Source organism: Azoarcus sp. KH32C, from assembly GCF_000349945.1.
In the GTDB taxonomy this organism is placed as follows: Bacteria; Pseudomonadota; Gammaproteobacteria; order Burkholderiales; family Rhodocyclaceae; genus Aromatoleum.
The window spans coordinates 424,740-446,324 of record NC_020516.1; the positions used below are offsets into that span (position 1 = coordinate 424,740).

The window sequence follows — 21,585 nt, forward strand, 5'->3', positions numbered from 1 at the left end:
TCACGGGGACGATCTGCGAGCATTGCTGCGCAGCGGCCGGGCGCGTTGGGTTGCAGAATACATTCGGCGAACGCAATGTCGTTGTTCCTTCGAATGCGCGATCTTTACGACGATGGTCTATCGACCGTGGACGCTGCCGCGCTTTCTCGTGCGCGGGGCGTTCGCGGCCAAGCGCTCAGGATTCACGTTGCACCGCCATGAGAAAACGGGACAGCGCGAGTCCGAGCAGCACGGACAGGATCCACGGAGCGGCCTGGAAGGACGCGAGCTTCGCGAACTCCTTCACGCCGAGGAGGGCGATCAGCCCCGTCACGAGTATCCAGTATTCTTTGCGCCCGGCACCGTGGCGCCGCATGTCCGCCCACAGCCAGGCGGCTGCCGGCACGATCAGCACGAGGTCGTATAGGAAGGTCAGCGGCAGTGCGAGCGGCGTCGCAAAACACAGCACCGCGGCTTGCAAGCCCTGGGATTCCGTGTGGCGTCGGCCGCGCCACCACACGGCGGCGACGAGGATCAGCATCAGCGCACTGACCGCGTACTGAATGCTCCAGGCCTGCGCGAGCGACATTCCGGCCAGACGCGCGGCCGACCACGCGGTGGCCATCGCCGGCAGTGTGAAGGCGCCGACAGTGAAGCCGTCGAGATGGAAGAGGCTGGTGCCGATGAATGCGAACCACGGGTCGTCTCCGAGCATGACGACGCTGACCAGCACGGTTGCCAGCACGCTCGCGGCGGCGGCGGCGAAGACTCGCCAATGGCCGCCGGCGAGCAGCGCAAAAGGCACGAGGATGCCGAAATGGGGTTTCACGCTGGCGAGCCCGATCAGCACGCCGGCGCGCAAGGGGTGACTGCGCACGAGCAGCAGCCCGAGTCCGAGGAGGCCGGCCGTCAGGAAGCCGGTCTGGCCATACATCAGGTTGAAGAAGGCAGGCGGTGCCGCGAGCGCGAAGGGCAGTGCGATATGGCCGGGCAGGATCCTGCGGATCGTCGCCAGGTAGGGCAGCGCGGTGACCGCGAGCCAGCCCGCCCACGCGAGGAGGTAGGGCAGATAGGCAAGCGGGATGACGAGGAGGATGAAAGTCGGCGGATACATCCACGGCGCGAAGCCGACGTTGGCCGCCTGCCGCTCGTCGATGTTGTCGTAGATGCGGTGCGCCGCCGCCTTGCCCGCTGCGATCATGGAGCGCGGCAGGTAGACGAATTCCGCTGGCACTTCGCGGACAAGCAGCGATGCGGCGTAGGTCGACGTGAAGTCGGTATAGAGCGGCACTTCGCCGCGCGCGGCGTCGCGATAGCCTTCGGCGAACTTTCCGCCGATGAAGACGGCGTAGCCGAACACGACGACCCACAGGAGCGCCGCCAGCGGCAGGGCCCGGCGCTGCGGGCGCGTGTCCTCGTTCAGATGGCCCCCTTGTGCAGCGCGGTTGTGACGAAGGGGATGCCGAAGAAGGTGAAGAAGGCGATGACGAAGGTGCCAGTGGTCAGCATCGAGTTCGTCAGTGGGCGCGTGCGGAAGGAGGCGCGGATGTGCAGCGTCAGGCCGATCGCGAGCCAGGTGACGAGCGACCACACTTCGAGCGGATCCCACGACCAGTAGCGGCCCCACGCATCCTGCGCCCAGATCGCGCCGGCGGCGATGCCGAGGGTATCGAAGATCAGCGCGAGGGCCATGCAGCGATAGGCGGTCGCATCGAGTTCGTTGTCGCTTGGCAGGCGTTGCAGTCTCGCGGTGCCGATGCCGAGCTGGCGGAAGATCGTGATCAATGCGATGCCCAGCGCGACGAAGGCGGCGCCGAGGAAGATCTTCAGGAAGGCGATGTGGATGAAGAGCCAGATCGTGTGGTAGGTCGGCGGCAGCGACGACTCGTCCATCGGGATCATGATCATCCAGCCCATCAGCATCGTCACGATGGGCAGCACGAAGGCTGCAAACGCACGCACCCGCGGCAGCAGCACGTAGCCGATCCACACCGCGGCGGCCAGGCCCCAGACGTTCGCCGACAGCATTTCGAAGGTGTTGATCACCGGCAGGTGGCCGATGCGCATCCAGCGCGCGCCGAATGCGAGGGTATGCAGTGCCCAGGCGAGGAGCAGCAGCACGAAGATGCGTTTCGGCCAGTCGCGGCGGAACACCAGCCCGAAGATTGCGGTTGCGGTGGCGATGCTATAGGTGAGAACCGAGGCCCAGAAGGCCATCACCTCGATCTGGAGCAGGTCTGTCATGGTTTCTTGTACATCTCGATCCTGTCGGCGTGCTTGATCTCATATTGCTGCACGCCGTTCTTGTCCTGGGTGCCCGGGATCGGCATCTTGACCGCGACGCCCTTGCCGTCGCGGCGCAATTCCGCTTCGGTGAAACCCGGCGGGATGCCGCGCGTCGGGCCCCACGGTCCGCGCCCCAGCTTCGATTCCCATTCCCAGATCGCCGAACGGGCCTGGGCCACCTTCAGCCGGAACGGATCCTTGTCCGGCACCACGTGCAGGAAGCTGCGCATCCCGCCGAGGGCCGATTCGAGGTCGCCGAGCGCTTCGGATGCCGTGGCATGCGAGAAATAGGCATCGGCACGCATCGGGTCGCGATCGATCTCGGATTCATAGTAATCGCGGGCTTGGGCGAAGCGGCGCCGCTGCATCATGATGTCGCCCATGACGTGATAGGCGTCCGGATTTTTGGGATCCAGATACATCGCCTTCATCGTCGATTCGGTGGCGCGGTCCGGCTGGCCGGCCTTCAGGAAGTCGCGTGCGAGGCCGAGCATCGCGTTGATCGTCACCCGCTTGACCTCATCCTGGTGGCCGGCCGGATCCTTGTTCGGGTCGATCGTCAGGCCGTCGGACTTCGGCGGTGCTTCCGCCGTCTCCTCGGTGCGCATCCGGTCGGGGCCGTGCGGCGCGGAGTAGGGAAACGGCGAATGCGAGACTGTGCTGCCGCTTTCGACGCCTCGCCCCGGGAGCAGCGAGACGATCGTTGCGATCGTTGCGATGGCGAAAGGCACCGCAATGATCGAGCTCTTGCGGTAATCGCGGCCCCGTGCGGGGCGCGCGGGTGGTGTTGGCGGTGTTGCGGGCATCGGCGAAGCGTCTGTCACTGTGTGAGAACCTTGGCCGTACCTGCTTGCAACTGCCGTGCCACAACGGCTTCATCCACGGCGAAGCGGGTGCCGAAGCAGACGAAGCCGCCGTCCGGGCGATGCAGGCTGCGGGCATAGATCGTCATGCCTTGGGCATCGGTCGCCCAGCGCCCGCCCTTCAGGACCTTCTGCGGCTCAGTGATGTCGGGTGCGACCGTGCCATTCTTGGGCGGCGCGGGGTTGCGCTGGCCGTCCTTGAGCGCCAGGTCGTAGGCGTTGTTGTACCAGTCGGCGACATGTTCATAGACATTGCCGCCCATGTTGTAGAGGCCGTATGCGGAGCGGCCGTTGGCGAATGCGTCGATGGGGGCCGGACTGCATCCGGAATGCGACTTGTAGCCGGCGAAGGTGTCGTCCGGATATTCGTCGCCCCACGGGTACATGCGATGATCGGTGCCGCGTGCGGCCTTGACCCATTCGATCTCGGTTGGCAGGCGGAAGCCCATCCACTGCGCGAATTCGACCGACAGGTTGTTCGACAGGTGCGTTGCCGGGAGGTCCCGGTCGGGAGCCGTCAGCGTGTAGCCCGACTTGCCGTTTCCCCTCACGGCGCATCCGTCGGCCTCCCCCGCATATTCACTGCGGTGCTTGACGTTGGGCTGATCCATGAAGCGCTTGAAGTCGCGTGCCCGAGCCTCGAACTTGGCCATGTAGAAGCCGTCAAGCCAGATCTGGACGTCGCGGTAGTACTTGCCGTCCACAGGCCGCTGGTTGTTGAGGTGGTCGGTGTTTTCGACCCCGTACCAGAAGTTGCCGGCCGGGATATGGACGAACTCGACGCCATTGATCAGCACCTCGCGCGGTAGCGGAGTGCCGGGGGTTTGGGCGAACGACAGCGTGGATGCCGCAGTGGCGATCAGGAATGCGGCGTAGCGAAGTGGTTTCATGGCAGGGTCCTCATTCCTCGCGCACGACGCGTAGGCCGATATGGTCGAGCGTGTCCTGTTTCGGATAGCGTCCGCGCATCGTGCAGCGCGCCTGCATGAACTCGGTGCGGACGCTGCCGCCGCGGATGACGGCCTTGTCGAGGCCAGCTTTGTAGCGCGGGTTATACAGGCTGTGCTTGGTGTAAGCATCGGGGGCGTAATCGTCGGCGGTCCATTCCCATACATTGCCGAGCAGGTCGTAGAAGCCGGCGGTGTTGGGGTTGCGGCTGCCGACGGGTTCGGGGGGGCGAGGTGCATGGATGTCGGCGACCGCCTGGAGAGCGAGATCTTCGGGCGTCGTGGGCACGCCCTGGTCGAGCGTCTTCGGGTTGGCGCCGCGGCATGCGAATTCCCATTCGGCTTCGGTCGGCAGACGGAAGCGATAGCGGTTCTTGTACAGCGCGTTGAGTCGGTCGGTGAAGGCGTTCGCTTGCTCCCACGTGACGCGTGCCACCGGCAGGTTTTGAGGCAGGCTTGCATCGCCGTCGGGTAGCGCGCCCATCACCTTCAGCCATTGCTTGCGCGTGATTTCGTGGCTGCCGAGCCAGTAAGCGTCGAGGCAAGCTTCATGCGCCGGGCCTTCGTCATGGGACAGCGACTGTGTGTAATTCAGTCTGACCCAACCGCCATCGACCTCAGGGGGGATTTGCCGATCGTTGCCCATCCGGTAGCACGACTTCTCGACGTGGATGAATTCGATCGCAACTTGCGGGTCCTGCCAGATCCGGGGCGTGCCGGGACTTGCAGCATGCGCGGCCGATCCGAGCAGGGCGCCGGCGAGGATCAGCGCCGCGGGGGGCGTAGTGAACGGTCTCATGATGGGATCGATTTAGCGGAAAGGGGACGGAAGACGATGCGCGAGTAGAACCAGACAAGCGAAATGACGGCGACGGCGATGGTGCCGATGAGCCAGGGTTTGGTCGGGTCGGCGACGATCCGGTAGCCCATCCAGGAGTCGAGGCGGACGTAGGTCAGCGTGCCTTCGGGCAGCACGAGTTGCTCGCCGGGGGAAAGGGTATGCCGTTCGTCGCCTACGCGCAGGATGAGGCGGTCGGTGTCCGACCCGGCGCCGAGATTGGCACGGACATGGGCGCCAGTCTGTTCTTCTGAGGGCGCTTCGATGTCGACCATCAGCCAGGCTTGCCGGCCGTCGGGCAATTGCCATTCGTTGGCGCCCGCGAAGGCGCCGTTGTTGCTGTCCCGCAGCTGCACGGTGCCCAACTCGTCGGTGCCGTCGGTCTTCTGCCAGCGGAATACGGGCGAAAAACCGCGATGGCGGGTCGTATAGATGCGATAGCCCGCGAGGATCAGCGGGATGTCGTCGCCGATATCGGCCGTATGAGTCGCGCCGTCGGCGCGCCAGCGGACGCGGTTGTAGGTGGCGTGGTAGTGGCCGCGCTCGGGATAGTTTTCGGTGAATCCGAGATTCGTGAAGCGCAGGTCGTCGAGACGCCGGCTGTGCAATGCGCCGCTCGTTTCCGAGATCAGCTTGCCGTCGAAGGCGGTGCCTCCGGTGACGGTCGCCTGGCCTTCGAAGTAGGTGAGTCGCGCTACGACGAGTGTGACGACGAGGGCGAGTAGAGCCAGGTGAAAGACGAGCAGCGGCAGGTCGGCGCGGAAGCGGCGATTCGTGACGATCGCCGCAAGCAGGTTGGCGGTCAGCAGCGAGAACGGAAGCAGCATCGCCAGGGTGGCGCTGCGCTCCGGGATGCGGGCCCAGAGCGCGCAGCCGGCCATGACCACGAAGAACGCGGCCGACAGCTTGGGCGAAGCAAGCAGCACCACCCAGCGCGGTGTTTGCCGCCTTGCGCCGGGAGCAGGGCTTAGAACCCGCACGCGCTCGACATCCAGTCCTTGCCGTTGTAACTCGGCGCGCCGCAGCTGCCCTCGGTCCAGTTGCCGCTCGCTTGCCAGACGTTCACGCGCAGCACGGCCTGGTTGTAATAGGGGGCAATCGTCTCTTTGCTGTAGGTGGTGCTACCGACGGCCGTGCAGCCCGCTGCCTGCCCGCCTTCAGGGCCGACGCACGACAGGTTCACCAGGAAAGCCTTGTTCTTCCAGCCGTGCGGGACCGCAATGTGGCAGTACATGCAGGGCCGCACGGTCTTGCCGTCAAAGGCGTGGGATGCTTCCGACGACGAGCCGTCGAAGCCGCTGTTGTCGCCCGGGTTGTGGCAGCGCCCGCAGATGCCGTTGCTGCTGTTGCTGCCACGGGTGGTCGATGGCGTGAGGGTGGTGTCCCAATATCCCTTCAAGATGAAGTTGCGGTCCGAGCCGTGCGGGCCTTGAACCTTGGTTGTGTCCGGGCCGTTCGTCGTGGTGGTCGAGTCGGCTGCCTGGGTCCACGATCCGTAGGCGCCGTGGCAGTCCGAGCAGTACATCGTCTGTGTGCCGGTGCCGGAGAGGAAAGGATAGCGGACGTTGTCGAAGGTGCCGCTGCTGTTTCGCGTGCGCTCCTTCACGTCGCGCCCTGTCGGCCACATCACCGGGTGCCACGAACGGTGATTGTTGCCGCCTGCGCCGCTCGATTGGGGCGCGGTGCCGGTGGGAACACAATCGCCACCGCCGCAGGCGGTACCGGCGTTCGTCTGCTCGCCCTGGTCAGTGCCAGAGGTGGGTGTGTCGGTGGCATAGACCGCGAATTCGGCGGCGACGTTGGTGTAGCGGGTCATGCCGTTGGTGTTGGAGGCGGTGCCTCCCGGATAGCCCATCGTCGGCATATTGCCGCCTGAGGTGCCGCCATAATCCGAGTGGCACTTGAAGCACAGCTGGTATTCGCGCGTGAGATACGGCTGGGATTTGGCCGTGTCTGTCGAGCTGCCGGGGTCGCCCTTCTTGATGTCATAGCTCGCAGGAGCCTGAGGCCAGGTGCTCATGTTCCCGTACACGGGCTGCACGCCCCAGGCACCGCGCAGCACGCCCGACGCGACGTTGCCATTCGTTCCGGCAAGATCGTGGGTGCGCTTGTCCTTGTTTGCGTCACTGTTTGTGCCGTAAAACTTGCTGTTGCGGATCACGCGGTGCGGATTGTGGCAGTCGGTGCACTCGACGTGGCGGTTGCCATGGTTCCCCGACCCGAGCAGGGACGGCGGCTCGATGAAGTCCGCGTTGGTGATGTTGTGCTTTTCTTCCGTTGCCGCGCCGCCGCCTTGTGCGCTGGTAACGATCGGCATGTGGGTGGTGCGGCCGAATTCGAACTTGATGTCGGGCACGGTTCCCGTTGCGGCGACGACGGCCTTGGTCGCCGTGCCCTGGTGGCACTGGTAGCAGGTCTGCTCGATGGCAGACACGGTGGCCGGGTTGGAGGCCGCCGAGCCGGTCTGGTAGGCGCCGGCATCGGTGCCGACGACGGTCGAGTCGACGCCTTCCCGCAACAGCCGGCGCGTGCCTTGTGCCGTGTGGGTATCGTGGCAGTTCAGGCAGGCCGCTTCCCAGACCTTCGTGCCGCGGGGGAATTCGCGGCGGTCGGCCGCGAGGTCCGCATAGCTTTCATCGGCAACCGTTGAGTTCGCGTGGGCGGAATTGGCCCACGTCGTGCCAAGCTTGTTGTGGCAGCCGAGGCAGATCTGGTCGTTTGCCGCGATGAAGTCTCCGCCGGCAGGCACGACCTTTTGCAGACGGTTGAGGCGCAAGAATTTGGAGGCTTGGAGGTGCGGATCATGACAGCTCGTGCATTGCACCTTGCCCTCGTGGTCGAGCGGCAGCATCGGCTTGACGCCGGAACTGCGTTTTCCGACGACCACGGTACCGCCTGTCGTGTACGGCGGGCTGCGGAATTCCCCGTCGCTCGTTGCAAGATTACTGTCGAAGGTGAAGGAAATCGGATGATCGTTGCGCAGGTCGACGCCGAGGTTGCGGGTGAAGCCCGTGGTGACGCCGGTGCCGGCGGGCATCGTGCCAGTGAGGCCGGCGACGGTGGCCGGATTGGATTTGCCGTCGAGCACACCGACCGTGCCGAGGGCGAGCGTGCCGTCGTGACAGGACAGGCACAGTTTGGATGCGCCGCCGGGTTGGGGCAGCGTCTTGATGCCGGTGACCGGGTCGGGCGTGGCGTCGGTCGTGTCAAGGCTGTTCGACTGATAGGGCGAATAGGTGGCGATGTAGGTATTGCCGTCGGCGGTGCCTCCGCCGATCTTGCGGTTCCATAGAGGCGACGGCGCCGTGGTGTTTGCCGCGTGCGGGGTGTGGCAGAAGACGCAGATCTGATCTTCGCTGGTTGCCTTGACCGAGCCTGTTCCGGACGACGAAAGGTTGTGCTTGGTCGCCTTGATGTTGGCGGTGGTATTGAGCTGTGCGGGGGCGATCGCAACGTAGCCGAACAGCGCGAGCGCCGTCAGCACGAAGGCATGAGACTTGCGGAAGTTTTTCATAACCATTGGATTGCCGTGGGTATCGGGCCGTCGGTCCGGAAGGATGGTGCGCCGCACATGCTATATGAATTAAGGGATAGGCGCGAAATTGCGCGGTTCGCTACCTGATTTGGATTTCAGATCGCGGCGGTGGGCGTTGACCTTGCGCAGCATCTCCTTGACCGCCTCGGGCATGCGCTGGCCGGCGGCCATTTCCTGCATCTGGCCGGAGAGGTAGGAGTGGTTGATCAGGATGTCGAACACGGAGAGCATGAATTCGCGCTTCCATGACGACAGCTGGTCGAGGTTCTGGAACTTGTGCATGAAGAAGTCGCGCGAGGCGCGGCCCAGGGCGCGTTCGACTTCTTCGAGGGTCATCGCGTCGGGTTTGACGACGGGCTGGACGAGGTTGTACTTGCTGTAGTCCTTGGTCGCGACGTGTTGTTCGAGCTGGGGATAGAGGTCGGCATAAGGCCACGGGGCGATCGCAAGGAAGAAGGCCATGTCCGGGTTGTAGAGCTTGGCGAGTTCGACCGCTTCCTTGAAGGTTTCGGGCGTGTCGCCGGGCATGCCGAGCACGAAGGAGGTCTCGGAGACGATGTCGGCGCCGTTGATGATTTCGATCGCGCGGCGCGAGTCTTCGGCCTTCGAGCCTTTCTTGAAGAGGTCGAGCGTGGCCTGCTGGCCGGCTTCGACGCCGACGTAGATGTGCTCGATGCCCGCGAGCGCGTAGCGGTCCATGATGTCCTCGTCGCGCACGATGTCGTCGACGCGGGTTTCCATCAGCAGGCGCACGCCGGGCTTGCGCTCGATCATGAGGTCGAGGATGCGGATCCAGCGCTCGCGGTCGAGCGTGGGGATTTCGTCGGCGAGCATCGCGACCTGGACGCCGTACTTCTGGTGCAGCATTTCGATTTCAGCGACGAAGTTCTCCGGGCTGCGTGCGCGCCAGCCGCGGCGCCAGAAAAGCTTTTGCGAGCAGAAGGAGCAGTCCTGCTGGCAGCCGCGTGCGGAGGAGACGATGGCGAGGCGGGCGTCGTTCTTGGCGCGGTACTTGTAGATCGGCCACTCGACGAGGTCCCAGGCGGTGGGTAGTGAGTCGAGGTCGCGGATGAAGGCGGCAGAGCGGGTGGCGATGACCTTGCCTTCGTGCAGGAAGGCGATGCCGGCGACCTTGGCGGGGTCGTCGCCGGCGTTGAGGCAGTTGAGGAGTTCCGGCAGCGTGCGCTCGCCCTCGCCGCGCACGACGAAGTCGATTGCGTCGTGGTCGGCTTCGAGCATCTCCGGGTAGCAGAACGTGGCGTGCACGTTGCCGATGACGGTGACGATCTCGGGGTCGACTTGCTTGGCGAGGCGAAGCAGGCCGGTGGCGGCGACGATCGCGGCAGTGAACGCGGAGGTGCAGACGACATCGGGCCGGAAGTCCTCGAGCCGCTTGCGGATGTCGTCTTCCTTGTGCCACAGGGACATGGCATCGTAATAATCGACTTCATAGCCTGCGGCGCGCAGGGCGCCGGCGATGTAGACGAAGCCGACGTTGAGCCAGGTGCCGGCCGATTCGACGACCCCCGAGTGGTAGGGGACGGTGACGAGTGCGACGCGCTTGATCTTGCGCCGACGAGGAGTCGCCGGTGTGTTGCGCGGCGGGGGGATGAAAGTGATTGGGGTATCGGGTCTTTTCATTGTTTTCCGGCAGCGGGATATGTTGGGGGCCTAACCTTGGGATGGTAGGCGAGCGCCACCGCTGCCGGTTTGACGTACGTCAATGGGCCGGACGGAAGATGCTGCGCCGCCGTGTTACGGCGGCCAGCGCACGACGAATCAGCGTGTCGCGGGACCCGGCGCAGGGCGTGGTGCGTCCTGCGGGTCGCGCGCGACCGGGTTGGCAAGCACCTCTTCGGTCAGCTGGTCGCACGGGCATGAAGGGGGGATCATCGGCAAGGCCTGCGTGCCGACCGCCGTCGACGAGGGGTGCCGGGCACGGGCGAGTCCCATCTTGAAGCGGATCGAGAAATTCACATAGGCCTCGAGGAAGCGGAAGATGCGCTTGTCGCCCATCGGGCCGACGACGCGTTCGCTCGGCAGCGGAGTGACCTTGCCGTCGACGACGCGGGCGCGGCCGACGATCTGAAAGTGACCGTCGTCTTCGATATAGCCGAGGTTGTCGGTTTGCACGGCGAGGACAGTCGGGAGGTTCGCGAGGTCGTAGTGGCGCAGCAGGCCGATTTCGCCCGGCGGCAGCGGCTGCAGGTCGTCGAGGCCGACGGCGGCCACGCGCGCCCAGGGAGGGGTGGCGCGGCGGCGTTTGGAGTGGGTGCCGCGGATGGCGGCGCGCAGCGTGTCGTCAAAGTAGTTGGTGGCGCTTTCGGCCATGCCGAGCACGTTGACGCAGTGCGAGGCGGGCAGGCCGAGGACTTCGGCGGCGAGGCGGTAGTAGTCGTCCTGGGTGAGTTCGCCGAAGCGTCCGCGATAGCCGCCGCCGTCGCCGATGCGACTGCCCGGCGGAAGCCGGAAGGCGAGCCCGCGGGCCTTGCAGGCGTTGAAGAAGTACACGAAGGCGGAGGTCGAGCCGATCATCGCGACCGGCACACCCGTGGCTTCGGACTGTTCGAGGGCCGCGATCAGGCCCTTGATGTCGAGGCCGGAGTAGTCGAGCAGGAAGCGGCTGTCGGCGGTGCCGAAGTGGCGGCGGGTTTCGTCCATGCCGACGGCCATGCCCATCGACGGGGCCATCTCGGGGCTCGGCGCGAGGATCAGGACGCGGCAGCGCTGTCCTTGCTGGAAGTCCGGGAAAAGGTAGGCCGCCGTCATCACGCGGTTGGCCGTCAGGATCAGCTCGCGCCCGATCTCATCGCGGAAGATCTGGCCGCGCCGATTCGCGGTGGTGCCGCTGGTGATCTGCGCCATCACGGCCTGCTCGGGCGGAAACGAGGTGACGACGTCGGTCTTGAAGCTGTCGGTCGGGAAGGCGGGGATGTCCTGCCAGCGGGCGATGTTCTCGGGACGGATGCCCTTCGCATCGCAGAACTCGCGGTAGGGCGTGTTGTGGGCGTATTGCCAGGCGAAGACTTCCAGCGCGAGGGCGTCGAAGGGCGTGCGGTCGCCATCCACGCCCGCGGCGATCATCGCGCGGATGCGTCCGGCAAGGCGGTCGCGTTGGGCATCCGGTGCCGGGGTCGAGAGGGTCTGGTCGTTCATCGCGAGGGTCAGCCGAGGGTCCGCCCGGGACGATGCGCGAGCGGGTGGGGGAAGGAATGCCGGGTCGGCACGCGCGACTGTACCAATGCGTGCATGATGATGGCAATCGAACTGTAGCGGCGCCAGCGACTATGGCGGCGAGCGCAATGCGGACAAGTACCGGCGCAGCGTCAGGCCGAGCAGCACTGCGAGGATGACTGCGCCGATCTGGATGCCGAAGGTGGTGGCGATGGCTTTGACGCTGAGCAGGGACGCCATCGCGACCCCGAAGAAGGCCTTTTCGGCGGCCGGTGCGTCGCGTCGGCCCAAGTCGACCCACAGCCACGCGGCGGCCGGCACGATCAGGGCGAGGTCGTAGAGGTAGGCCATCGGAATCGCGAGCGGCGTCGCAAGGCACAGCGTGGCGCATTGAAGGCCGAGCGTGTCGGGGCGGGAGCGGCCGCGCCGCCAGGTCCAGAGCACAATCAGCACCATCAGCGCGGCGACGATGTACTGCGCAGTCCACGCGGAGTCGAGCGAGGCGCCTGCCATGCGCAGGGTCGCGAGCACGGTTGTCATTGGTGCGAAGTTGAAGGCACCGGCGGCGAAGCCTTCGAGGTGGAATTGCGAGGTGCCGATGAAGGCGAGCCAGGGATCGTCGCCGAGGGCAATGACGCTCGCGACGATGCTTGCAAGCACGGTTGCGGACGCGGCGGCGAAGGTTCGCCAGTAGCCGCCGGCCGCGAGGGCGAAGGGGACGAGGACGCCGAAATGCGGTTTGAAGCTCGCCAGTCCGATCAGGATGCCGGCGGCGACGGGACGCGACCCGAGCAGCGTCAGGCCCATGCCGATCAGGCCGCTCGTGAGAAAGCCGGTCTGGCCGTACATGACGTTGAAGAAGGTCGGCGGCGCGGCCAGCGCGAACGGCCAGGCGAGGGGCGCTGGCAGGATCCGGCGCATCGCGGCCAGGTAGGGCAGGGCGGTCAGCGCGATCCACGCGAACCACGATGCGAGGTAGGGCAGCGCGGCCAGCGGTGCGACCAGCAGGATGAAGGTCGGCGGGTACATCCAGGCGGAGAAGCCGACCGCGCGTGCCTGCTCATCAGTGATGCCGGCGTACTGGGCCTTGGCTGCTTCGCGTTCGGCTGCGGCCATGGGGCGCGGCAAGTACAGGTTTTCAGGCGGCAGTCGGCGGATCAGCAGGGAGGCTGCGTAAGTCGGCGTGTAGTCGGTGTAGAGCGGCGTTTCACCGTTGCGGGCGCGTCTCGTGCCCTGGATGTGCTCCCATGCAATTAAGGCTGCATAGGCTGCGACGAGGAGCCATAGGGCGGCGACGAGCAGCGCTGTCTTGCGGAGGGTGATCAATGCCGTGGCCCCCCGTTGTCATTCGGCGCGGGGCATTGATCGCACACGCCGATGCACGTCATTACGGTGGATTCGAGCAGGTGGTCGTCATCCAGTTCTTGCCGGTGTCGACCGTGTTGCTCGTGCTGTTCTGGCTGTTGGCGATGAGGTTGGTGCCTGTCTTGCCGGCCGAGCCGCAGTCGGTGTCCGCCCAGTCTGCGTTCTGGCGGAAATTGATGATCTTGAGCTTGGCGTTGCGGTAGTAGGGGCCGACGCTGTAGTTGCTGCTGCTGCCGTTCGTCGCGACTTCCTTGCTGCCGCTCTGGCCCGCTTCAGTGCTGACGTCGTTCAGATTGACCAGGAAGGACTTGTTCTTCCAGCCGTGCACGACGGCGACGTGGCACCAGTTGCAGCGGATCTTGCCGATCCTGTTGATGTGATAGGAGTGCAGGTCGCCGCGGCTGCTGTTGTAGAAGCCCGTGCGAGTTCCGCCGTCCTGGCCGTAGCCCGCAGTCGTGCTGTGGCAGCGGAAGCACAGCGTGCCGGTCGTGTTGTCGCTGCCGCTGGTGGTCTTGAACGGGGCCTTGAGGAGGAAGTCGTTGGTCGAGCCGTGCGGGCCCCAGGGATTGGTGCCCGACGGCGTGATGGTGCCGACCGCGGTAGCGTTGCCATGACAGTCGGTGCAATGCATCGTGTTGTTGCCGACGTTCGCGTTCCACGGGGCGAGCCAGGCGTTGGCGCTCGCGCCGTTGCGCAGCGCCGTGGTGCGGCCGGTGTTGAGCATGACCGGGTGCCACGAGCGGTGGTTGTTGGTGTTGTACCCCGCGCCCGCGTCGGTGCCGAGACTGCCTGGTGCACCCTGGTGCGAGACCGGCGCCTGGAATTCGCGTGCCTGGTTCGTGTAGCGGGTGTAATTGCTCCGTTCGGTCGCCGTGTAGGGCGTCGTGGTGGTATTGCCGCCGGCGCTGCCATTGAGCAGCGGCCGCGTGTTGCCGCTCGGCAGGACGTTGTCGTCGGTGTAGGCGTAGTCGGAATGGCACTTGAGACAGACTTGGTATTCGCGCGTCACCCAGGTGCTGCTGACGGCGGTACTGGCGCCGACGCCGCCGTCGCCCCGCTTGTCCGTGAAACTGCTGGGTAGCGAGAAGAAGCTGTGCGAGCCGTAGACCGGCTCGACGCCGAAGGCGCCGCGCAGCGCGCCGGATGCGAGATTGCCCGTCGTGCCGCCGGGCTGATGCGTGCGTTGATTAGCGCCTTGGCGGTTGAACAGGCTGTTGCGAGTCACCCGGTGCGGAACGTGGCAGTCGGTGCATTCTGCATGGCGGTTCTTGAGATCCAGTTGCCCCAGCGCAGTGCGCGCTTCGGTGAAATCTCCGTTCTGGATGTCATGCGCTTCGACCCCGGCGTTTTGTTCGCTGGTCTTGATCGGCATGTGGCGCAGCAGGTTGAAGTCGGTCTTGATATCGGGCACGGTGCTGCCTGCGACCGTGCCGATCACGCTCTCCGCCGCCGTCGTATGGCATTGGTAGCAGGTCTCCTCAATGGCGGAGACGCTATTCGGGGCGGAGGTTGAATCGAAACCGAGCTTGTAGGTGGCGGTCCCCGTCCCGCCGCTGCTTCCGCCAACGCCTTCGCGCAAGAGGCGGCGGGTGCCTTGCACGGCATGCGTGTCATGGCAGTTCAGGCAGCCTGCCTGCCAGACCTGGGTCGTTGTCGGAAACTCCCGCAGGTTTGCGGCATCGGTCTTGTAAGTTTCGTCGCCGATCGTCTGCGACGCGTGCGAGGAGTCGGACCAGGCCGTGCCCAGCTTGTTGTGGCAGCCAAGACAGATCTGGTCGCTGGCGGGAATGAATTCCCCGCCTGCGGGCGCCACGCTTTGGAAGCGGTTCAGGCGCAGGAATTTCGAGACGTTGAGGTGGGGATCGTGGCAGGTTGTGCACTGCACCTGGCCCGCGCCGGCGGTGCCGGTGGGCTGCAGGGGCAGCAGCGGCTTGTAGCCTGCGCTGCGGATGCCGATCACGGTGCCGGTGCCGGACGGATAGCGCTGTTGGGAATCCATGTGCCGCAATTCGCCGTCCGCGGTCGCGAGCGTGTCGTTGAAGGTGAACGAGATCGGGTGGTCGTTGCGCAGGTCTATGCCGAGGTTGCGGGTGAAGCCGGTGGTGGCGCCCTGCGTGCCGGCCGGCATCGTGCCGCCGGTCCCGGTGCCCGTCATCGTGATGGTCTGGTTGGCCTTGCCGCCCAGTACGCCGACCGTGCCGAGCGCCATCGTACCGTCATGGCAGGACAGGCACAGCTTCGAGCTTCCGCCCGGCTGCGAGAGGGCGCCGAAGATCGTCTGCGCGTCGAGCGAGTTGGACGTGTATGGCGTGTACGTCGCGCTCGACAGGCTCCGGTTCCAGATTGGTGATGGAGCGCTCGTGTTCGCGGCGTGGGGCGTGTGGCAGAAGACGCAGATCTGGCTCTCCGTGGTGGCCTTGACGGTGCCGGGGCCTGAAGCGGACAGGTTGTGCTTGGTATTGGCGATGTTGGCCTGCTGGCCGCTCGCGGACGGCACGATGCTGACCGCACCGAGCAGCACGGCAAGGAGGACGGCGAATCGGGAGAGGCTGAAGCGGGTGTCGTCGAACCTTTCGCGGAAGGAGGAAAGTGTACGACGAGCGCGGGTCGGGCAGGCGCCTGGATTGGAGGGAGCGAGTGCGAGCCGCTCGTCGCAGGCAGGGCCGCACGTGTCTGAATTTTCCGGATTGTCCATGGCGTCGGGGTTACGCGTTAACTTCCACTGCGGTCTGTAAGGCAGTGGAAGGCACCGGTCGGGCGTGCCCCGACTGCCCTGTCGACTGCTGGCCGTCTTTTGAGTTCCGGTCTCGCCGGGGTATGCCCCGTAAGCCCGCGTGCGTGCCTTCTTGCGAGGCATTCGCGGGCCATTATCCGGGACGGTCGCGGGAATGCAAGGTGCCCCGGGGCGCGCGCTGCGAGCAGGTCAGGCGCGCGGGTGGTCGCCGCCGTCTTCGAGGTAGGGGAAGTAGTGGCGGTCTGCTCCGACCAAGTGCTGCGCCACGACTTCATACGCGAGAAAGTGAAAGACTTCAGCGACCGGCAGATCCTCCCCGGCTTCGCGGAAGAGGCGGCTCGCCTTGTCGAGCAAGTGGGCGTGCTCGGCGGCGTGGGCAACGCGCTCGGGAAAACCGATCCTTGCATGGAGGCGCTCCTCGTCAGCGAAGTGCGTGGAGATGTCGACCATCAGCACGCGCGCGATCTCCAGTATATGTGCGCGCGGCGCGTGCGCGATGATGGCCTGCAGCAGGTGGTTGGCGTGGTCGAAGAGCTGGCGGTGTTGCCGGTCGACGTGCGGGTCGCCGCTGCAGTAGCTGTTGCGCCAGACGAGTTGTATGGGCGACTTGCTCTTGCGGGTACCGTCGGGCGAGAAGGCCGTCAGCGGGTCGCACTCTACGCGATTGCGGCCGTCGGCCTTCGCGCGGTACATCGCATGGTCGGCCCGCTCGAACCAGTCCTCGAAGCTTTCGCCGCATTGGTATTCGGCGACGCCGATGCTGACGGTGACGTGGCCGGCGCTCGATAGCCGGGATTCGGCGACGCGGTCGCGCAGCTTGTGGGCGAGTTGTTCGGCTTCGTGCAGCGAGGCGTCCGGCGCGAGGACGACAAATTCCTCGCCGCCCCAGCGCGTGATGGTGTCCGCGCGGCGGATGTCGGTGCGGATGCTGCGCACGAGTTCGACCAGGACGTAGTCGCCGATGGCGTGGCCGAAATGGTCGTTGATGTCCTTGAAGTGGTCGACGTCGAGGACCATCAGCGATACCGGGTGCCCGTGGCGTTCGGCGCGCGACATCTCGAGCAGCGCGGCGTCTTCGAGATGGCGCCGGTTCCACGCGCCGGTGAGGCGATCGGTGTAGGCGAGGCGCTCCATCTGTTCGAGCGCGCGCAGCAGTTCGGCGTGGCGCGCTTCGGCGGACGCCATTTCGGTTTGCTCGTCGGCCGGGACGTCTGTGGGAGTGTCAGGCGTCTGCGGGAGGGCGGGCGACAGTTCGGTCGCGATCATGCCGCGCGCAGCCGCCTCCCCCGCTGCGTCGCGAATCGGAAAGCGCGTGACGACGAAGCGCCGCGTGCGCAGGCCGAATTCGGCTTCTTCCTCGGTGTGGGTGACGTCGGTGTCGTTCGCGGCGCCGCCGACGCGCAGTACATGCGGCGAAAGGGGGCCCCGGGAGAGCTCGTCTTCCCGGCGCCCGAGCAGCGATTCGGACGGCACGCCGAGCGCCTTTGCAAAGGCGCTGTTGGCATACAGGTACTCACCGTCGCGTCCGCGGATGGCGATCAGTGCGGGGGACTGATCGACGAGCGAGTGCAGCAGGGATGTGCGGGGATCCTCGGCTTCGCCGGCCGACGAATCTGCAATTCCGCTCATTCCCGTTTCTCCGTACATGATAGGGGTGATCGCCAACCCCCGACTTCGGGGGAGGCAACATTACCCACAATTCTAACGGGAGAAATCGGTATTTGGCGTGCGACGGGTCACGTCGCCGTGGCCAGACGCGGTATATTTGCGCCATCACAGCGCCCGAATGAATTTCCGCACGAGCCTCTTGCGCGGCGCCCCGCGTGGTGTCGATCCTTTCGCCGCTGTGCGCCCTGCTCAGCGCAGACGCAAAGATGCCCGTGCCATTTCTGTAGATCCATCCGACATGCAACGTCGTCTGCCAGTTTGCCTGCATCCTGTTCCACGAGGAGTTCACGCGCGATGATCGGTCATGCAGCCATGCGGCATGTCGACCGGCTCGTCGGGGTTCCTCTGTGCGCCTTCCTGACCGGTCTGCAGCGGCTCGGACGGGCATTCGGGGGGCGTGCGGCGGGGGAGGGCGCCGAAGTGCGTCGGATCCTGTTCGTCCAGCTGGCCGAGTCCGGAAGCATGGTGCTGGCGGATCCGGCGATGCGCGCCGTGGCGGCACGCAGCGATGCGCGATTGCACTGCCTGACCTTCGCCCGCAATCGGGCGAGCCTTGCGATTGCAGGCAGCATTCCCGACGAGCGGGTGTTCGGCGTGCGGACGGACGGCGTGCTGTCGCTGCTCGTCGACGCATGCCGCTTCCTGTGGTGGGCGCGTACGATGCGCATCGATGCGATCGTCGACCTGGAGCTCTTCTCGCGCCTCAGCGCCGCGCTGTGCTTCCTGACCGGGGTGCGGCGGCGGGCCGGATTCCATCGTTTCGCAGGAATCGGTCTGTATCGGGGCGATCTCTTTTCGCGTCCGGTCGCCTTCGATCCGCGACTGCATATGGCGCAGAACTACATGATGCTCGTCGATGCGCTGTTGCGCGACGGACCGGCGCCGCTTGCCGTGCGAGAGATGCCGGTCGAACGCCTGCTGCCGAGGGTGCGCCGCCGCATCGTCGAGGAGGCGGAGCGCCGGGCGGTGCACGGCAAGTTGCGCCGGCTGGCGCCGAAGACGGTGGAGGCCGGCGCGCGGCTGGTGCTGGTGAACGCCAATGCGAGTGCCTTATTGCCGCAGCGGCGCTGGCCCGAGGAGCGTTTCGTGGCTTTGATCCAGGCGGTGCTGGAGCGTTTCGGGGATGCGCAGGTGCTGCTGATCGGCGCCGGCGAGGACAGGGCGACGACGATGGCGGTCGCGGGGCAGGTTTCGGATGCCCGGTGCGTGGACGTCGCGGGACAGTTCTCGCTCGGTGAGCTTCCCGCACTCTTCGCTCTGGCCGCGGCGATGGTGAGCAACGACTCCGGTCCCGCGCACTTCGCCGCCGTGACCGATTTGCCGGTCGTCGTGCTGTTCGGTCCGGAAACGCCGACGCTGTTTCGCCCCTTGGGCGACGCGACGGTGCTGAGTGCGGCGCTGCCGTGCTCGCCGTGCGTCAACGTCAACAATCAGCGCCGCACCCGCTGCACGAACAATCTGTGCATGCAGGGGATTGCCGTCGACGACGTATTCGCCGCGCTGTGCCGGGTGCTCGGCGAGCCGGCGCTGCGCGGCGATGCGGCGCGGGAATGCCCGGAGACGGTGGCCGCATGATTCCCCGTCGTCGAATCGCATTCGAGTGGGCCGACCTGGGCGATGCCTTGCGCGCGCTCGCGGTGTCGCCGGCGCTCGCCGCGGAGCAGGTGGGGGCCTTCGAGCGGGCGTTTGCAGCGGCGATCGGCGTGCCGCATGCGATCGTAACGGCGAGCGGGCGCGATGCGCTCGGCCTGATTCTCGACGGCCTGGGCTTCGCGCCCGGTGACGAGCTTGTCATCCCCGCCTACACGCTCGGCGAACTGGTGCCCTTGATCCGGGCGCGCGGCATCGTGGCGGTGCCGGCGGACATCGATCCGGCCACTTTCAACGTCACGGCCGACCGCGTCGCCGCACGCATCGGCCCGCGCACGCGGGGCATCTTCGTCGTGCATCTGCTGGGTGCGCCCTGCGATATCGGCGCGATCTGCGCCGTCGCCGACGCACATAGGCTCGCGGTGATCGAGGATTGTGCGCACGCGCTGGGCGCGCAGTGCGAGGGGCGACCGGTGGGGAGCTTCGGCCGCGCGGCGCTGTTCAGCCTGGAGGCGACGAAGGCGGTGGCGACCTTTGGCGGCGGCGTGTTGACGACCGCGGACGACGAGCTCGCCGCCCGCATCCGCGCGCGCGTCGCCGACCGGCCCAGGCGCGAGTGGCCGCCCGTGCGCAAGATGTTGTTGAAGTTCGCCGAGGAGGCCGTGATCCGCAGCCCCGCCTATGCCTTGCTCGCGCGCTGGATGTTCTCGGATCGCGTGGCGGGCGGCTTCGAGAAGTTCTACCGTCGCGCGCATGACCGAGTGCGCGGCAATCCGGCCGCTTTCAGTGCTTTCCAGGCGCGTCTGGGCCTGCGCAAGCTCGCGCGTCTCGCGGTCCGGCAACAGACGCTGAACGCGCGCTGGGAGGCGATGGCGGCGCAGTTGCCGGCGCGTTTCGAGCGGCAGCAACGCGGCGATCACGGCAAGGCCGCCTTCTACAACTTCGTCGCGCGCTTCGATGGCGACATCGGCGCGTTGCGGCAGGCGGCCTTGCGTGACGGGCTCGATCTCGGCGTCGGCAGCGAAGTGATGGACGACACGGCGGCGATGCTCGGTTTCGACGATTGTCCGGGAGCGGCGCGCGCGTTCCGGCAGGCCGTGTTGTTGCCTTTGTATCCGGGGCTGTCCGAGCGGCGTTTCCGGCGCGTCGTCGCGACGCTGGGCCGCCTCGCGCAGGAAGTGAAATGAGCGCGTCCGCGAGCCCGGTCGTGTTGTTGCGTGTCGACCGCGAGGCCGGGCGGCACACGGGGCATCCGCGACATCTGCATCCTGCGCTCGACCTCAAATACATCCAGGCCGGGCTGGAGGCCGCGCTGCACGCGCCGGTACCGCTGCTCGACGGCTGGCTGGAGCGGTTTTCGGTCGACGACTTCGTGTGCCGCGTGCTGGCGCTGCGGCCGCGCTATGCGGTGATCCGCGGTGTGACCTGGTGCATCGGCGAGGCCGTAAGGGTGGCGAGCCGGCTGCGGGCGGCCGGCGTCGTCACGATCGCGATCGGGCAGCAGGTGCAGCATTTCGCGCGTGCCGGCTTTGCGGGCTGGGATGAGGCCTACGATCTGGCGATTCCGGGGGAGGCCGAAGAGGAGGCGCCGCGCCTGCTCCTCCGCTTGCTCGCCGGCGAGGAGCTGGCGCACCTGCGTAGCGGCTGGCGACAACGCGTCGCGCTCGGCAACGTCATGCTCGTGCAGGAACCGGACGCGCTACCCCCGCCGCGTGTCGAAGCGGACGAAATGCGCGATTACGCCTTCCCCTTCCCGGTGCAGCGCCGCGGGGCGGTATCGCGCTGGGGCTACGTGCTAACGGCGTGGGGTTGTCCCCGTCCATGCCGCCATTGCACGGCGATCGTGCGCAAGAGCGTCGGACGGGACCTGCGGGCGCGGACCGTCGGCGCGGTCGTCGACGAAGTGCTGGCGATGCAGGACGAAGGCGTGCAGGCGATTTCCTTCGAGGATGATTCGCTGCTGGTGCACCGCGTCCGCTTCCTGCAACTCGCGGACGAACTCGTGCGCCGCGGCGTGCGAATGCCATGGATGGCGAACGCGCGGCCCGACGAGCTCGACGACGAGCGCGTTGCGGCGGCGGCCGCGGCGGGCGCGATGCTGCTCAAGGTCGGCGTGGATAGCGGGTCGGCGCGGCTGGTCGAGCGGCTGGGCAAGACCGGCGACGGCGACGGATGGCTGCGGGCGACCGAGGAGGGTTTCGCCCGGCTCGAAGTGGCCGGCATCGGATCGGTGGCGCTGCTCATGATCGGGATGCCGGGCGAGACGGTCGCGGATGCCCAGGCGAGCCTGGCGCTCGCGCGCCGCATCCGGCCGGACTACGTGCAGGTGCAGCGCTACCAGGCTTACCCCGACGTTCCGCTATGGGGCGAGCTGCCGGAAAGCGCCCGTGCGCGCGGGGACGAATACCACTACCTGGATTCGACTACCAACTGCAGCGAGATTCCCGACCGCGAACTGGCCGCGCTGCAGCGCCGCTTCTACCGCGAGTTCTATCTTCGGCCGGGCTTCGTCGTCCGGCACGTCGCGCGGTATTGGCGGCATTACCTGTCGCCGGCGACGCTCGCACGTCTGCCGGCGACGGTCGGCTATTTGCTGCGGACGTAGG

At 66.4% G+C, this 21,585-nt stretch carries 15 protein-coding genes; 3 read left to right on the forward strand and 12 right to left on the reverse strand.

What is annotated here, in order from left to right; translation table 11 throughout:
- Positions 1-175: 175 nt before the first annotated feature.
- The 12 genes from AZKH_RS27570 to AZKH_RS01900 all read right to left on the reverse strand — a co-directional run bounded on the left by AZKH_RS27570 (position 176) and on the right by AZKH_RS01900 (position 17,350).
- Positions 176-1,339, reverse strand: a complete 1,164-nt coding sequence (locus AZKH_RS27570; RefSeq protein ID WP_015434028.1) for a glycosyltransferase family 87 protein — start codon at positions 1,337-1,339, stop codon at positions 176-178.
- A gap of 59 nt (positions 1,340-1,398) precedes the next feature.
- A complete protein-coding gene (gene ccsA, locus AZKH_RS01850; protein ID WP_015434029.1) occupies positions 1,399-2,223 on the reverse strand; it encodes a cytochrome c biogenesis protein CcsA in 825 nt (274 codons plus the stop codon).
- Positions 2,220-3,071: a lipopolysaccharide assembly protein LapB gene (locus tag AZKH_RS01855; RefSeq protein ID WP_015434030.1), complete on the reverse strand. Its 852-nt coding sequence runs from the start codon at positions 3,069-3,071 to the stop codon at positions 2,220-2,222. Before AZKH_RS01855 ends, ccsA begins: the two co-directional genes overlap by 4 nt.
- Before the next feature lie 14 nt (positions 3,072-3,085).
- On the reverse strand, positions 3,086-4,018 hold the full coding sequence (locus tag AZKH_RS26115; protein WP_015434031.1) for an SUMF1/EgtB/PvdO family nonheme iron enzyme: 933 nt from the start codon (positions 4,016-4,018) through the stop codon (positions 3,086-3,088).
- Positions 4,019-4,028: 10 nt separating this feature from the next.
- Complete coding sequence (locus tag AZKH_RS01865) at positions 4,029-4,874, reverse strand: SUMF1/EgtB/PvdO family nonheme iron enzyme (protein WP_015434032.1); 846 nt, start codon at positions 4,872-4,874, stop codon at positions 4,029-4,031.
- Positions 4,871-5,839 carry a cytochrome c biogenesis protein ResB gene (locus tag AZKH_RS01870; protein WP_156822026.1) on the reverse strand — a complete coding sequence of 323 codons (969 nt, stop codon included), beginning with the start codon at positions 5,837-5,839 and terminating at the stop codon, positions 4,871-4,873. Before AZKH_RS01870 ends, AZKH_RS01865 begins: the two co-directional genes overlap by 4 nt.
- 41 nt (positions 5,840-5,880) lie before the next feature.
- A complete protein-coding gene (locus AZKH_RS01875; protein WP_156822027.1) occupies positions 5,881-8,433 on the reverse strand; it encodes a multiheme c-type cytochrome in 2,553 nt (850 codons plus the stop codon).
- Between the two features lie 63 nt (positions 8,434-8,496).
- The gene (locus AZKH_RS01880; protein WP_015434035.1) at positions 8,497-10,089 is read right to left on the reverse strand and encodes a B12-binding domain-containing radical SAM protein; all 1,593 of its coding nucleotides are present in this window, start codon (positions 10,087-10,089) and stop codon (positions 8,497-8,499) included.
- 138 nt (positions 10,090-10,227) lie between these two features.
- A complete protein-coding gene (locus AZKH_RS01885) occupies positions 10,228-11,604 on the reverse strand; it encodes a hypothetical protein (protein WP_015434036.1) in 1,377 nt (458 codons plus the stop codon).
- Between the two features lie 129 nt (positions 11,605-11,733).
- Entirely contained in the window at positions 11,734-12,948 is a 1,215-nt protein-coding gene (locus AZKH_RS01890) for a glycosyltransferase family 87 protein (protein ID WP_015434037.1), read from the reverse strand.
- 61 nt (positions 12,949-13,009) lie between these two features.
- Positions 13,010-15,682, reverse strand: a complete 2,673-nt coding sequence (locus AZKH_RS01895; protein ID WP_015434038.1) for a cytochrome c3 family protein — start codon at positions 15,680-15,682, stop codon at positions 13,010-13,012.
- Between the two features lie 228 nt (positions 15,683-15,910).
- Positions 15,911-17,350, reverse strand: coding sequence for a diguanylate cyclase (locus AZKH_RS01900; RefSeq protein WP_015434039.1), 1,440 nt, complete (start codon positions 17,348-17,350; stop codon positions 15,911-15,913).
- A gap of 333 nt (positions 17,351-17,683) precedes the next feature.
- Between AZKH_RS01900 and AZKH_RS01905 the strand changes: the two genes are divergently transcribed.
- From AZKH_RS01905 to AZKH_RS01915, 3 genes are read left to right on the forward strand one after another with little or no spacing between them, the layout of a single operon-like run.
- Positions 17,684-18,964, forward strand: coding sequence for a glycosyltransferase family 9 protein (locus AZKH_RS01905; RefSeq protein WP_015434040.1), 1,281 nt, complete (start codon positions 17,684-17,686; stop codon positions 18,962-18,964).
- Entirely contained in the window at positions 18,961-20,166 is a 1,206-nt protein-coding gene (locus AZKH_RS01910) for a DegT/DnrJ/EryC1/StrS aminotransferase family protein (protein ID WP_015434041.1), read from the forward strand. Before AZKH_RS01905 ends, AZKH_RS01910 begins: the two co-directional genes overlap by 4 nt.
- Entirely contained in the window at positions 20,163-21,584 is a 1,422-nt protein-coding gene (locus tag AZKH_RS01915; protein WP_015434042.1) for a radical SAM protein, read from the forward strand. Before AZKH_RS01910 ends, AZKH_RS01915 begins: the two co-directional genes overlap by 4 nt.
- Position 21,585: the final 1 nt, after the last annotated feature.

Excerpts from the sequence above, each read along its gene's own strand:
- ccsA (WP_015434029.1), bottom strand. The coding sequence starts at position 2,223 with ATGACAGACCTGCTCCAGATCGAGGTGATGGCCTTCTGGGCCTCGGTT.
- AZKH_RS01855 (WP_015434030.1), bottom strand. The coding sequence starts at position 3,071 with ATGCCCGCAACACCGCCAACACCACCCGCGCGCCCCGCACGGGGCCGC.
- AZKH_RS26115 (WP_015434031.1), bottom strand. The coding sequence starts at position 4,018 with ATGAAACCACTTCGCTACGCCGCATTCCTGATCGCCACTGCGGCATCC.
- AZKH_RS01865 (WP_015434032.1), bottom strand. The coding sequence starts at position 4,874 with ATGAGACCGTTCACTACGCCCCCCGCGGCGCTGATCCTCGCCGGCGCC.
- AZKH_RS01875 (WP_156822027.1), bottom strand. The coding sequence starts at position 8,433 with ATGGTTATGAAAAACTTCCGCAAGTCTCATGCCTTCGTGCTGACGGCG.
- AZKH_RS01880 (WP_015434035.1), bottom strand. The coding sequence starts at position 10,089 with ATGAAAAGACCCGATACCCCAATCACTTTCATCCCCCCGCCGCGCAAC.
- AZKH_RS01885 (WP_015434036.1), bottom strand. The coding sequence starts at position 11,604 with ATGAACGACCAGACCCTCTCGACCCCGGCACCGGATGCCCAACGCGAC.
- AZKH_RS01895 (WP_015434038.1), bottom strand. The coding sequence starts at position 15,682 with ATGGACAATCCGGAAAATTCAGACACGTGCGGCCCTGCCTGCGACGAG.
- AZKH_RS01900 (WP_015434039.1), bottom strand. The coding sequence starts at position 17,350 with ATGAGCGGAATTGCAGATTCGTCGGCCGGCGAAGCCGAGGATCCCCGC.
- AZKH_RS01905 (WP_015434040.1), top strand. The coding sequence starts at position 17,684 with ATGATCGGTCATGCAGCCATGCGGCATGTCGACCGGCTCGTCGGGGTT.
- AZKH_RS01910 (WP_015434041.1), top strand. The coding sequence starts at position 18,961 with ATGATTCCCCGTCGTCGAATCGCATTCGAGTGGGCCGACCTGGGCGAT.
- AZKH_RS01915 (WP_015434042.1), top strand. The coding sequence starts at position 20,163 with ATGAGCGCGTCCGCGAGCCCGGTCGTGTTGTTGCGTGTCGACCGCGAG.